Source organism: Alkalicoccobacillus gibsonii (assembly GCF_016798245.1).
GTDB classification, from domain to species: domain Bacteria; phylum Bacillota; class Bacilli; order Bacillales; family Bacillaceae_D; genus Alkalicoccobacillus; species Alkalicoccobacillus gibsonii.
In genome coordinates, this window is the sequence record NZ_JAEUZA010000002.1 from 353967 (window position 1) to 367870 (window position 13904).

The window sequence follows — 13904 nt, forward strand, 5'->3', positions numbered from 1 at the left end:
AAAAAAGATATAAATTTACAAATGCTTCATATCTGCTTCATATCTCATGCTTATACTAGCCTTGTAAGACTATAAGAGGAGGCGGGTAAGCGTGAATACGTTACAAGAATTAAATCAGGAAAGAAAATTAACTCAGTCACAAAAGATGATGGTGTTTGTCCTTTCTATGTCATTGTTTGGGGTTTCAAAACTGATTGCTAATATCATTCCGTCTATTGAATTTGGTCCAATTGATTTATCTGTTTCTTACTTTGCATTTATTCCGCTCGTTCTCGTCGCCTTATTTCATCCGTTACAAGTTGCAATCGGTGCAGCCGTTGGAAAAATTGTCTTTGCCGACTTACTGCTAGGAAAGTTTGATGGAATAGGAGCTCTGGAATCATTTATCCAGTTATCACTGGCTATGTACATAGCGGGTCTCCTTATTCGAAATCCGTTAAACAAATGGCAGCTAGGCATTGCCGCGATCGTTGGGGTTGCAATTGATCAAATCCTAAGCTCACTGGTTGATATCGGAAAGGTATGGTTTGGAGTAGAAGAATTAGAAGCTGTGCCAGGTCTTCCAGAAAGTATTGTCATGCTTGAGGGAATTAGCTTCATTAATGAAATGGTGATTACGGGTGTATTATTCGGTCTTATTCCTACACTTTATTTAGTTCCTAAATTATATGGAAAAATTGAGCCCCTACTTGGTATGAAACCGAGAGAGAAAAGGGTTGAGGCAAAAATGAATCAGTTTGTCACGCCTGGTCTAATGATTGTATCGATCTTTCTATTATTTATCGCAATGATTGGCGAATTTATTGCGGAGCTTGAGATCAGCCTCGCCTTCTGGTCAACTGATTTCATTAGTCAGTTTGAAGATGGGTACGAATGGATTGGATATTCGGCCATTGGTATCGTGATTGTACTTGTGGGCTACACTCTATTCGCTTTAGTAAACAGAAAAAAGAGAAAAGAAAATAAATCACATGATCAGGCTGCATAATTTGAACGAAGGAGTTTTGGGATGATTTCTTTTAAAGATGTTTCGTTTAAATATCCTGGCGCAGAAAACTGGGTCCTAAACGATATTTCAGTCGACATTGAACCTGGAGAATTTGTTGGCATCATTGGTGGAAACGGTGCGGGGAAGTCTACTTTTTGTAAAGCGATGAATGGTCTCATTCCCTTCTATTATGTCGGTGATTTGGAAGGGGATATTACGATTAATGGGATACGCACAATTGATTCAAATGTAGGTCAGCTATCAAAGCATGTGGCGTACGTGTATCAGGACTTTGAGAATCAGCTTGTTCGACCGACCGTCTATGATGAAGTAATATTCTCTCCATTAAATTATGGGTACCCCGATTATAAAGAGCGAGGAGTGGAAGCTCTTGAGATATTAGGGTTAACGAGTATAGCAAATGAATACATTTGGCAGTTAAGTGGGGGGCAAAAGCATCTTGTGGCATTGGCAGGAGCCTTATCTCTTAATCCCGACATTATGATTATCGATGAGCCTGTTGCACAGCTAGATCCGGCTCATGCGATTTCATTATACGAAAAGTTGAAAATGCTAAATGAACAATACAATAAGACCATTATTGTGATCGAACACCACACAGAATTTGTTGCAAGCTACTGTAAGCAGGTCATCCTATTAGAAGATGGAACTATTAAGTGGAAAAAGCCAGTTGACGAGGCCCTAAACCGTGTCGAGGAGCTTTCTGAAAGAGATATCTTTCCACCTCAAGTCACAGTGGCAGCTCATTCTCTCCTAGGTTCAACAGGAGCGCTGCCCGTTACAGTCAAGCAAGCGAAGGAGCTTCTCCAACCATATGTTACACAATCAGGCTTCTCTAGAATGAAAAAAATGCAGCCTGTCTATCCTCGAGGTGAGGCGTTAGTAGAGCTAAAAGATGTGAAATATGGATACAAGTCTCTTACTAGAAAGCGAAAAGAAGTGCTTGATGGAGTGTCACTTAAGCTTTATGAGAATGAACGGATTGCCCTTGTTGGAAGTAATGGGGCTGGTAAGTCAACACTACTCAAACTAATCTCAGGAATTATTAAGCCTTACCGTGGTCATGTCATAACGGACGGAATGCTGACAAAAAAGACATCACCTGAAAAGATTGCAGAGCGTGTCGCCCTAATCTATCAAAAGCCTGAAGAGATGTTTATCCAAGACTCGATTAAAAAAGATGTCTCTCACTTTTTAGATACAAGAAAAGTAGAAGGACGAAGCGACTTTATTAACGATGTGATGGAAACCTTTAACTTAACGGAGCTTGCTGAGCGTGATGGCAGACTATTAAGTGGTGGACAACAACGGCGAACATCGCTTGCCATTGGTATGGCGATGACACCCCTTATCATGCTAATGGATGAACCAACGTCAAGCTTAGATATGGCAACAAGGAAAGAAATGATGAAGCTTCTTGGTAATCTTGACGAAGGAATTAAAACTGCGGTCGTTGCTACTCACGATATGCAGCTAGTTGCCGAATGGGCCACTAGAGTCATTGTTATGCACGAAGGAAACGTACTAGCTGATCTGCCACCTCATCTATTGTTTGAGGATCAGGCACTTCTTCAAAAAGCTTCGCTCGTGGAGCCGCAAATTGTTACGTTGTGCCATGAACTAGGAGTATCACGAGTGAGTTTGAGTATTCAAGATTTTGTTGAAAAGATTTTTCCTTGTATGGAAAGAGGTGAGAAGAGTGAATGGATCTCATAATATATTAGATAAGCTGACGGTTGAAAACGTAAAGATTGAATTAATGAGAACAGCGTTCGGTCATGGGGAGACGTACTTCTCAAAGCTTGATCCACGAATGCTGATTATCTGGTGTACGATTTTCACCATTCTACCCTGGTTTACTCATAACCTGACCATTCTCCTTGGATTATCTGTATTTATGGGCATACTTGCGTACCAAGCAAAGGTTAGTCCGTTGCTAATCATTTTACTTGCCATCGGAATCTTTTCGCAGTTTTTCTACATTGTAACACTCGCCATTTTTCTAGGTGGGAGCTTTAGTGCAGCTGTCTCTATTATCCCTTTAACATTAAAACTTCTCGTCATTTCACTCGCGACAATGGCTGTATTTACAAGTATTGATCCGGAGAAATTTAGTGACTCACTCCTTAGCTTTGGTGTTCCAGCCAAATTTGGATTTGGCGTTTCTTACGGATATCGGATGCTACCAATTTTACTTGAAGAATATGAAAATCTTATCCATTCCTTTCGGTTGCGAGGAAAAAAGCCGGATAAGAAGGGATGGTTCTACGTTTATTATCTTGTCTACTACGCAAAGATGGCGGTTGTTGCCTTCTATCCTATGATGCTTAATACCGCCAAGCGAACACGCACAACGGTTGAAGCGCTTGAAGTACGCGGATTTAGCTATACGCTTGAGAGTTCCGCTTCAAAGAAATTGAAACTAGCCCACTTAACCTACACGAAATCAGATACGTATTTTATCGTTTGGACCATTGTAGCGACTGGGCTTATCTATACAGTAGGTTATGTTGTACCACTTTAAGTTGAGAGAGGATTGGACAATCATGAATATTGATTTTCATACACACGTAAAGCTTGCAAAACGAGTTGATTTTGATCGTACGTTTTTTGAGGAAATGGTTCTAAATGCGAGAGAAGTAGGGTTGGATGCTCTGGCGATGACAGAGCATTTTAATACTAACCGTTTCTACGATATCTACCAACAGTTAGATCAGCGCTTTGAGTACAAAGGGAACTACTATGATGTGGATGGATTTAAGGTATTTACTGGAATGGAGATTGATGTGAGAGAGGTAGGTCATATTTTGTTCATCGGACATAGAGATGACCTGCTTTACACGAGAAACCAACTGGAGGATCATACAACCAAAGACACATTTATCCCGTTTGCGGAGCTCCTCCAAATCGGTGAGTCCTTTGACTTTTTAAAGATTGGAGCACATCCCATGCGTTCAACAACGCCTCTTACACAGCATGCGGTGGATCAGTTACAACGGCTAGACGCCTTTGATCTTAACGGGAAGGACCTATTTGAGCATGGAATAGAGACGATGGAGCGCAATGTGTTGGCATTTGCAGAGTCTATCAGCCGACCGGTAGTATGTGGTAGTGATTCTCATCATCCTATTCACTTAGGGGCTGTTCATAATCAGTTCTCACATCAATGTGAAACGGCCTCAGAGCTAAAGAAAGTGATTCAAGAAGGATCATACACGAGAGTGATCTCACCAGTCTTAAACACAAAAATCGCAGCAGCAAAAATCGTAAAGAAACAAATGAAAGAAGAGCTGATAGCAAAAATGTAATGATTTTAATGAAGCGGAAGCCTATGTATTTAGGGCTTCTGCTTTTCTATAGGCTGCTGGTGTTAAGTCTGTATGTCTTTTAAAGATTCGATAAAAATGAGGCATACTTGCAAATCCGCATGAATCAGCTACATTTTCAATTTTCATGTCTGTATTGAGCAGCTGATGCTTTGCCTTGGCCAGACGTTTTGATGTGATATAGTCTGAGAGACCAATGCCCAAATACTTTTTAAACACCCGGCTCAGGTGTGCCGTTGATATAGATGCGATGCGTGCAAGCTCCTCTAGCTCAAGCTTTTGGTCAAGATGGTTTTCAATGTATGATAGGATCTCTCGAATCCATTCAGGTTCATTTGTTGATTTAAAGGTTGTTGTGTTGCTCATACAATGACGATTCAGATGCACCAAAATGAGCTGCAACCATAAAAAGATCGCTTTTTCAGAATCAACCACGCTTTGGTTCATCTCTCTATGCAATTGAGACAAATAGTGCTCAAGTTCGGTGGTGGTTGATTGCTTCATATGAAAGCGATAGTTCTTCTCAGTTCTAGCAAGATGAAAGATTGTATCCTTTGTATGCGCATACAAAAATGCCGCCTGTTGTATCAGCGCTGGACTGAAAAAGATAGCTGTAGAGGTAATTAAATGTTCTGATGAAGGCAATGCTCGGTGAACAATGTTAGCGGGAATCACAAAGAGGTCCCCTGAGTTTACTTCATACAACGTTTGATCAATTAACAACGTGCCTTCCCCATTATAAACGTAGATCAGTTCATTCCAATCATGGATGTGGTGTGGAAGTTCATTCCGTTGCGTTTTTGTTTCCTTGAATGTCATTGAAACGGGTAAATGCTGACCAGGATTAATGGACTTGCGAACAAGCTTCATAGAATCACCTCTCTGTGATTATATCAATAAAAGGTATAAAGTGGTCAAATTTCGCACTATCTATAACTTGTCGAAATTGATAGAATCGCAGTAAGTAGAAGAGCAGGAGGGAACTGATGAAAGGGATCGTCTGTAATCAACCAAAAGAGTTTATGTTTAGAGAAGATATGAAAGCGCCTACAATAAAAGCTGGCGAGGTTCTTATTCAAATAAAACGTGTAGGTATTTGTGGAACAGATCTACATGCCTACCTAGGTAACCAGCCCTTTTTTGAATACCCACGAGTACTTGGACATGAGCTTTCAGGTGTGATTGAGGCTGTTGGAGAGGATGTTAATGAGCTTCAGGTAGGGGATAGGGTAGCTGTTATCCCATATTTACATTGTGGAACGTGTTCAGCCTGTATTGTTGGCAAAACAAATTGTTGTGAGTCTTTGAAGGTACTTGGTGTACACACAGATGGAGGCATGAGAGAGAAAATAGCCGTTCCAGCAACACATGTCATCAAAACCAATCATTTATCGTTAGATCATGCTGCGTTGATTGAGCCACTTGCCATTGGAGCGCATGCCGTTAATCGTGCCGAGCTTCAAGCAGGGGAAAATGTTCTTGTGGTCGGTGCAGGGCCAATTGGTCTTGGAGTGATGGCGTTTGCTAAACGAAAAGGAGCAAATGTGAATGTTCTTGATATCAATGAAGAGCGACTGACATTTTGTAAAAAATGGGCTCACGCTGATCAAACCATCTGTTCAAGCAAGCCAACAGAATCAGATCTACGAGAGACGATTGGATCGCTCCCGACCGTTGTATTTGATGCGACAGGTAATGTTCACTCAATGACACAAGCCTTTGACTACGTTGGTTTTGGTGGGAAGCTTGTTTATGTTGGGTTAGTCAAACAAGATCTTACTTTCCATGATCCGGACTTTCACAAAAAAGAACTAACATTGTTCGGAAGTAGAAATGCAGCTAAAAAGGATTTTGAAGATGTAGCTCAGTTGCTAGAATCAAAACAACATGACATGAACGCTTACATCACGCATCGCTGTGAATTTGATGAATTAATCGATACATTTGAAGAGTGGTTAAAACCAGAATCAAAAGTGATTAAAGCCATGGTCACGCTATAAGAAAGGGAGATGGATCAAATGAACATCATCATTTGATTCATCTTCCCTTAAAAATGAAAGCGTTACCTAAGAATAGGAGGCTACCTTAATGTACAAAGCACTATATTCTATTTCTTTTATTCTACTACTTACGATTATTAGCGCATGTTCCACACCAACCTCAACGGATGAGGAAAAAGTATATACGGTTAATCTAGCATATGGAAACCAGCCTGGAGAACCCGTCGATCAGGTTGCTCATAAATGGAAGGAGCTTGCCGAGGAACAAAGTGAGGGCCGCTTGGATTTTCACCTTTATCCAAGCTCACAGCTTGGCTCGGAAGCCGATGTGGTCGAACAAGCCTTGTTCGGGAGTAACGTCATTATTTTTACGGGCTATGATTTTTTAATGAATTTTGTTCCTGATATGGGTGTGCTGACGGCTCCATACATTGTTGATGATGTAGACGATTTGTTTTATTTAGCAGAAACAGATTGGTTTAACGAGCAACGTCAGGAACTAAAGGAGATTGGCTTTGACGTCGTAACTACGAATACACTTTATGGTGAAAGACATCTGATGACCACACGGGAAGTACTAACTCCAGATGATTTAAGGGGAATGAAAATACGCGTACCGAATAATCAGATGTACATTAATACCTTTAGCGTCCTAGGTGCTTCACCAACACCTCTTCCGTTAGGAGACATGTACGCCTCCCTGCAGCAGGGTGTCATTGATGGAGCAGAGAACCCAATTCCGGTGTTAGAAGCATCTAAAACGAATGAGGTCGCAAATTACTTAGCTCTAACCGGTCACACGAAAATTATGAGTCCATGGGTAAGTGGGACAGAGTTCTTAGATGATTTGCCAGATGATCTATTAGAAATCCTTCGCACAACAGGTGACGAGGCAGGGGAATACGGAAAAGCCATTGTCTATGAACAAGAGGAAGAAGTTCTGGAGCTGTTTGAAGAACAAGGCATCATAATCAACGAAGTAGATCAGGAAGCATTCAAGGAAAAAGCTGAACGAATCTTCGAGGTAACACCTGAGTGGAGCCCTGACTTAAAAAAAACGATTGATGAATTACTTGAGGATCGAGGTTAAAAGCAAGATGAACCTGGATTGAAATGCCAAGAAGAAAACACCTTACACCAAGCCATACGCCAAATTAATCAAGAAACTCAAGGCGTTAGCAAGAAGAACGGAAGATTTACCAAGCGGGGAGCGAGTCCAACCAAGAAACAGGGGCCAATAGCAAGAAGAAAGCAAGGAGCAGCAAGAAGCACCCCCGTTTACAAAGAAGAAAAGTGTGCGGACCAAGAAGAACAGAGGTAACAGTAAGAACAACTGAAGCCTAAGCAAGAACATCGGCGCCACCAAAAATACAGCCGAATATCAAGCACCAAGCTTTATCCAACTACTTTGATTAAAGGAGGGTACAACATGAAAAAGGTGATAAACAATCTGGATGATTTTATATCTGCTGCAGCGTTAGCCGGGATCATAGGTTTGATTAGTATGAATGTATTTTTTCGCTTTGTACTAAATAATCCGATCACATGGACAGAAGAAATAAGCCTTGCTTTATTTATCTGGCTAGTATTTGTTGGCATAAGCTCAGTTACGAAAACAAACTCGCACGTTGGAATTGATTATTTCGTTCGAAAGCTACCTGAAGAATGGAGATTTCGACTTCAGGTGTTCCGTTTAATCTTTATCTTTGTTGTAACAATGGTTGTGTTTGTTTATTGGGGAGCGGCTTTTGCCATTCACGGCGTAGCGAAGGTTACACCTGTTCTTGGTGTCAGCTATACATTTATCACACTTGCTGTTCCTGTTGGTTCTGTCCTTGTCTTATATCATCTTATTCGCGTCTTTATACGAAAAGATAGAGACTATGTGAATCAAGAGAGAGGAATTGAATAGCTATGATCTTAACGATTACACTCCTATTAATGCTCGCCTTAATGATTATGAACATACCGGTTGCTTATTCAATGATTGCAGCCTGTGCGTTTTACTTTATCTTTAATGATAGTTTTGCAAATGAGATCTTAATTCAACGTATGATGAGTGGAATTGAATCATTCCCTCTACTCGCCATTGTGTTTTTTGTAACTGCGGGAATCTTGATGAACTATACAGGAATAACAGAGCGGATGCTGCGATTTGCTCAGGTTCTAACTGGGCACATGACAGGGGGATTAGCTAAAGTAAACGTCCTGTTAAGTGTGTTGATGGGCGGACTATCTGGATCAAACATTGCCGATGCGGCGATGCAATCGAAGGTTCTAGTGCCAGAAATGACAAAGCGTAACTATCCGCCTGCATTTTCAACAGCACTTACTGCAGCAACATCACTTATTACGCCAATTATCCCACCTGGTATCGCATTAATTATGTACGGATATATTGGAAACGTTTCAATTGGGAAATTATTCATGGCCGGGATTGTTCCGGGTATCATGCTTAGCATCATTTTTCTTATCCTTGTTCATTTTCTAGCAAAAAAACGTGGGTTTGAGGTCGAAAAGAAACCAGCAGCCAAACCAAAGGAAATTCTATTTGCGTCAAAAGACGCGATTCTTGCTATCTTATTACCAATTATTATTATCGGTGGAATTCGGTTTGGTGTATTTAGCCCAACAGAAGCTGGAGCCATTGCCGTTTTATATGCGTTACTATTAGGCTTTTTAATCTACCGTCAAATGACAGGCAGAGATTTATTTGCTGCCTTAAAAGAATCAGTGAATTTAACGGCAACGATCATGATCATCATTGCTGCGGGTACAGCATTCGGTTGGGTTCTCACATTGGAACAAATTCCGCAATTCTTAACAGAGTACGTGACGGGTTTTATCAGCAGTCCGGCAATGTTCTTATTTGTTGTTATGATCTTTCTCATAGCGGTTGGTACGTTAATTGAAGGGAACGTATTACTCATTATCCTAACTCCCATCCTCTTACCAATGGTTCACTCATTTGGAATAGATCCTGTTCATTTTGGTTTGTTCTTTATCCTATGTCTAAGTGTTGGGACCATCACACCACCTGTGGGAACGATTATGTTCACCACAGCAGCCATCACAAAAGTAAAGATCGAAGCATTTATCAAAGAAGTATGGCCGTTCTGGATCGCCTTAATCATCGCTATTCTACTTGTAGCGTACATTCCGGCAATCTCATTGTGGTTACCATCCATTCTATAAAAATATAGAAGCATATGATGCATGAAAAACGTTTCTGAGAACATAACACTCAGGAGCGTTTTTTTAAATCATTCTCATTAGCTGTTTTTTCTTAAAATCATGTACTATAAAAGAAGATAAGATTGAATAAGAGATGAGGTCTAAGCATTGATGCAAATCGGACGTTACGTATTACTCGCGCTTATGTACATAGGAATAAACACGTATATTGGATGGCACGGAATCACATGGTTTGAGTCGTTAGGACTTGAAAGCCAAATGGGTCAGGTCATTTATTGGATACTGTTTTATGTTGTTGCACTATCCTATCTTTTATCACTCGCCATTAAAGGTCCCGTTGGCCGGTTTTTAAAAGTAATTGGATCCTTCTACTTTGCGATTCTGCAATATACGATTTTACTCTTTCCTATTCTAGACCTAGCACTTTGGATAGCTGATTTATTAGGATGGACACCTTCTATGCATATTCCAATAATTGGTACTGTTGTCGCCACTTTGTTGTTCATCCTCCTACTATGGGGATCACGGAATAATTGGAGCACGGTCATTCGTCCTTATTCTTTAACTATAGAAAAAGACGCTGGCACGCAATCAAAGCTACGAATTCTCGTTGCCTCCGATGTACATTTAGGTCATATAAAGGGGAATCGCTTCCTTAAGAAATTAATAAAGATCTCACATAATGTCCAGCCAGATATCATCTTTATACCAGGTGATCTTTTAGATGGTGATATTGAACCATTTAAACGAAATCAGATGAACGAGACGTTACGTTCATTAACCGCACCGCTTGGAGTGTACGCTGTTCTTGGCAACCATGAGTATTATGGAGGAGCAGTTGAAGAATTTGTAGAAATGGTAAAAGACGCAGGGATTCACTTATTGCAGGATGATGCCGTTGAAATTAATGAATCCTTCTATGTAGTTGGACGTAAAGATAAGACAGCGGAAGGTACTCAATATGGCGGGCGTCAAACGGTCGAAGAACTTTTGAAACCACTTGACCTTGAAAAGCCCATTTTGTTTTTAGATCATCAGCCCTACCATTTAGAAAAGGCGGAGAAAGCTGGAGCTGACATGATGATTTCTGGCCACACACATCGAGGACAAATGGCTCCAAATCACTTCATTACATCTCGTCTATTCGAGCTCGACTATGGATACAAGCGAAAAGGCAGGATGCATGTTCTTGTCTCATCAGGCTTTGGATCCTGGGGTCCACCCATTCGAATTGGAAGTCGCTCCGAAGTATTACAGATTGACGTAACTTTTGAAAAATAAAATGAATTTGTAAATGTCTGGTTGAAAATGATTTGTTTGGGGTAAATAGTATTAACCTATTCAATTAGGTGAGGGAGAGAGTATCTTGAGAAAACCTACAAGTAGTCCTGGCTGGCACACGTATCCTAGTATGGTCGCCATGGTCACATCAACTCACAAAGATCAAAGCAATATCATGGCAGCAGGGTGGCATACGTATATTGGTCAAGATCCAGGATTTTATGGAATTTCCCTTAGAAAAGAAACGCATTCATTTAATCTTGTGAAGGAGAGTGGAGGGTTCGGAGTGAACTTTCTGCCAGCAAAGCGTTCTGAATGGATTCAAGCAGCAGGAACGACGTCTGGATCGACAATGGATAAGTTTAAAACACTTCACATTCCTTATGAACCAGGAGAAAAAGTGAACGTACCCATTCTATTAGATGCATACTTCGCATATGAGTGTAAGGTTGTTGATATCACAACATATGGAGATCACGAGTGGATTGTAGGAGAAGTCCTTCTTACATATAAAGATGATTCGTTGTTTCTTCAAAATGGATTACCAGACCTTACGAAATTACAGCTTCCTACCTATATGGGGCGTTCAGAATACCGAATCATATCTGATACAACCGATGTAAACATACATCGATTGGAATAAATGAAGGAGGCGTTCTGAATGACAACACAAACGACAACAAATCAGCAAGGTACCGCCACTGGAGCATTGGTTTTAGCCATTTTAGGTCTTTTTATTCCGGTAATAGGAATCGTTACAGCGATTATTGGGTTAGTGATGATTGGAAAAGTAACGGCACCGGAGCACAGCGGGTTAAAAACAGCGACGAAAGTCATTGCGTGGATTTCTATTGTCCTGCAGGCTCTTAGCATTTTATTTGTAGCCACTGGTGTTATTAGTGTCTTTACGATTTAATAAGAAGAATAAGAAAGCGGGCATCCTTTTATTGAGGATGCCCGCTTTTTTAATACAAGTACGCTTTACTCCCCAGACAATGCCTCTACAATCGTTGACACGTTATGCTTATACATTCCAATATAGGTTCCAGTCTCTGTGTCTGCCTCACCCATTGCATCCGAGTAAAGCTCACCTCCGAGCTCAACATCTACGCCTGCATTTGCTGCTCCATCAATAACCGATCGAATAGAACTGTCGCTAATACTTGATTCAACGAAGACGGCGGGAACTTCCTTTTCAATAATTGTATCGATCGTCGACTGTACATCTGATAATCCGATTTCAGACTCTGTACTCAGTCCTTGCAAGGCAACAACCTCTAAGTCATTCGCTCTACCAAAATACTGAAATGCATCATGGGCTGTGACCAGCACACGTTGTTCACTCGGAATGGAGGCAAGAGATTCCTTTGACTGCTGCGCAAGCGCCTCAACCTCTTCAAAGTAAGCTACTTTGTTTTTCTCAAATTCATCGGCGTGATTTGGCGCATGGACCTTTAATTCTTCAACAGCTGCGTCTAGTGCAACCGTCCATAAAGCAGGATCAAACCAAACGTGCGGATCCGTGGCACCACCATCCTCATCCTCCAATAAGTCTGATTCTGGTATGACTTCAGAGATCGCGAGAGTAGGCACGTTCGTATTTGCAAATACATCTAGCATATTTGCTTCAAGATGAAGGCCACTATAAAAGATCAAGTCTGCATCCTGAAGCGTGGCAATATCACTTTGCGTTGCTTCATACATATGAGGATCAACGCCTGGCCCCATTAAAGACTTAACCGACACATGCTCTCCTCCAATCACTTCTAAAGGTTCAGCAATTTGGGCAATGGTTGCTACAATTTCGATTGGTCCATCTGGTGTTTCTTCGGTTGGGGAATTTGTACCTTCAGAGGAATTGCATGCGCCTAGAACAAACAACGAGCCAAAAACCGTACTACCAGCTAAAGCATAAACCTTTCTTTTCATCAAAAAATCCTCCTTCTTTTCCTAGACTAAAAAATGTGTACGAGTCATAAAAAGTTTACCTAAGGAAACTTTAAGGCCGTAGTGACGGAATGTCAAGATAAAATACTAACGATTTTGTTCAATAAACGTGGACAAATCAGCATTAAAGGCATCTTGATCGCAATAAAATAATCCATGACCACTGTCTTGGTATGGATAAAACGTTGATCCATAGATCATCGCGTGGAGAATTTCACCAAATTCAAAAGGACAAATCTTGTCTTGTTTACCATGAAAGATTCCCGTTGGAACATGAATACTAGCTAAGTCGTCCCAAAGTGCTTCATCCCGTAATGAAACAGCCGTGTAAGCAGTGGAGTAACCTGTAGCAGCTAGACCAAGTCCAATGAACCATTGCTTAAATGGAGGAGAGATAGGCTTCTCAAAAAATAAATCTGCAAATTTAGCTAACAAGGCAGGTCGATCCTTGTACGTTTGCCAAATCAGGGCGTCCACTTCCTCTTTTGTCATACCAAACGGATAGTCAGGTCCTTGGGTAAAGCTAGGGGCTGCAGCTGCAACTAAAGCTAGCTGACTGATCTGGTGCCCTTGGTGTCTAGCCATGTATCGTATGGCTATGGCTCCTCCCATTGAGTGACCAAGAAGGGTAACGTCATTTAAGCCGAGCGTATCAATGACTACACGAAGGTCATCGGCTAGCTGATCATACGTATAGCCGTACCATGGTTTATCGGATTGACCAAATCCACGCAAATCAAGTCCTATGCAGCGATAACCGGCTTTTGGTAACTGGTTATACTGATATTCAAAACAACCATGATTAAGTGGCCAACCGTGAATGAACAGAATCGGTTTTCCATCCTCTGGACCAATGTCATGAACAAACAAACCTACTCCTGATTCAACTGGCACTTTAAATCCCATTCACATCTATCCCTTCTTGACTATGTAGAAAATCCAACCGTCTTTACGAAGGTGGAATTCTTTTCATAGCTAGGTAGTAACAAATTAAAAAGTATGCAGCAGAACTGGAAAATAAAACGATGAGTATGGCCACCGGCGATAAATACTGCTTCACTTGAACAAACGCCAGTACGCCAAGGAATATAAATACACTTATACGCAGTAAAATAAAGTCCCTCAAGCGTTGACCCCTCCTAACAA

15 protein-coding genes are annotated in these 13904 nt (G+C 41.0%); 12 read left to right on the forward strand and 3 right to left on the reverse strand.

Going from position 1 to position 13904, the window contains the following annotated elements; all coding sequences use genetic code 11:
* The first annotated feature begins 91 nt into the window (after positions 1–91).
* From JNO66_RS08535 to JNO66_RS08550, 4 genes are read left to right on the forward strand one after another with little or no spacing between them, the layout of a single operon-like run.
* Positions 92–988, forward strand: a complete 897-nt coding sequence (locus JNO66_RS08535; protein ID WP_273753227.1) for a cell division protein FtsQ — start codon at positions 92–94, stop codon at positions 986–988.
* A gap of 21 nt (positions 989–1009) precedes the next feature.
* Positions 1010–2725, forward strand: a complete 1716-nt coding sequence (locus JNO66_RS08540) for an ABC transporter ATP-binding protein (protein ID WP_203087838.1) — start codon at positions 1010–1012, stop codon at positions 2723–2725.
* On the forward strand, positions 2709–3533 hold the full coding sequence (locus tag JNO66_RS08545; RefSeq protein ID WP_203087839.1) for an energy-coupling factor transporter transmembrane component T family protein: 825 nt from the start codon (positions 2709–2711) through the stop codon (positions 3531–3533). The genes JNO66_RS08540 and JNO66_RS08545 overlap by 17 nt, the downstream gene beginning before the upstream one ends.
* A 22-nt stretch (positions 3534–3555) precedes the next feature.
* Positions 3556–4317 carry a PHP-associated domain-containing protein gene (locus JNO66_RS08550; protein ID WP_203087840.1) on the forward strand — a complete coding sequence of 254 codons (762 nt, stop codon included), beginning with the start codon at positions 3556–3558 and terminating at the stop codon, positions 4315–4317.
* Between the two features lie 21 nt (positions 4318–4338).
* Here JNO66_RS08550 and JNO66_RS08555 read toward each other — a convergent pair whose 3' ends face one another.
* Positions 4339–5205, reverse strand: coding sequence for an AraC family transcriptional regulator (locus tag JNO66_RS08555; protein WP_203087841.1), 867 nt, complete (start codon positions 5203–5205; stop codon positions 4339–4341).
* A gap of 116 nt (positions 5206–5321) precedes the next feature.
* Here JNO66_RS08555 and JNO66_RS08560 point away from each other — a divergent pair, with 116 nt between their 5' ends.
* The 8 genes from JNO66_RS08560 to JNO66_RS08595 all read left to right on the forward strand — a co-directional run bounded on the left by JNO66_RS08560 (position 5322) and on the right by JNO66_RS08595 (position 11727).
* Entirely contained in the window at positions 5322–6335 is a 1014-nt protein-coding gene (locus JNO66_RS08560) for a zinc-binding alcohol dehydrogenase family protein (protein WP_203087842.1), read from the forward strand.
* Positions 6336–6423: 88 nt separating this feature from the next.
* Positions 6424–7425 (forward strand): C4-dicarboxylate TRAP transporter substrate-binding protein, encoded by a 1002-nt coding sequence (locus JNO66_RS08565; RefSeq protein ID WP_203087843.1) that lies wholly within the window; start codon positions 6424–6426, stop codon positions 7423–7425.
* Between the two features lie 18 nt (positions 7426–7443).
* Positions 7444–7656 (forward strand): hypothetical protein, encoded by a 213-nt coding sequence (locus JNO66_RS08570; RefSeq protein WP_203087844.1) that lies wholly within the window; start codon positions 7444–7446, stop codon positions 7654–7656.
* Positions 7657–7764: 108 nt separating this feature from the next.
* Complete coding sequence (locus JNO66_RS08575; RefSeq protein ID WP_203087845.1) at positions 7765–8247, forward strand: TRAP transporter small permease; 483 nt, start codon at positions 7765–7767, stop codon at positions 8245–8247.
* Between the two features lie 2 nt (positions 8248–8249).
* Entirely contained in the window at positions 8250–9530 is a 1281-nt protein-coding gene (locus JNO66_RS08580; protein WP_203087846.1) for a TRAP transporter large permease, read from the forward strand.
* 150 nt (positions 9531–9680) lie between these two features.
* Positions 9681–10811, forward strand: coding sequence for a metallophosphoesterase (locus JNO66_RS08585; protein WP_203088402.1), 1131 nt, complete (start codon positions 9681–9683; stop codon positions 10809–10811).
* A gap of 85 nt (positions 10812–10896) precedes the next feature.
* Entirely contained in the window at positions 10897–11454 is a 558-nt protein-coding gene (locus JNO66_RS08590) for a flavin reductase family protein (protein WP_373367161.1), read from the forward strand.
* 18 nt (positions 11455–11472) lie between these two features.
* Complete coding sequence (locus tag JNO66_RS08595; protein ID WP_203087847.1) at positions 11473–11727, forward strand: hypothetical protein; 255 nt, start codon at positions 11473–11475, stop codon at positions 11725–11727.
* Positions 11728–11792: 65 nt separating this feature from the next.
* Here JNO66_RS08595 and JNO66_RS08600 read toward each other — a convergent pair whose 3' ends face one another.
* Together JNO66_RS08600 and JNO66_RS08605 are read right to left on the reverse strand one after the other, a co-directional pair.
* Positions 11793–12740 carry a metal ABC transporter solute-binding protein, Zn/Mn family gene (locus JNO66_RS08600; RefSeq protein WP_203087848.1) on the reverse strand — a complete coding sequence of 316 codons (948 nt, stop codon included), beginning with the start codon at positions 12738–12740 and terminating at the stop codon, positions 11793–11795.
* A 105-nt stretch (positions 12741–12845) separates the two neighbouring features.
* The gene (locus JNO66_RS08605) at positions 12846–13664 is read right to left on the reverse strand and encodes an alpha/beta fold hydrolase (RefSeq protein WP_203087849.1); all 819 of its coding nucleotides are present in this window, start codon (positions 13662–13664) and stop codon (positions 12846–12848) included.
* Positions 13665–13904: the final 240 nt, after the last annotated feature.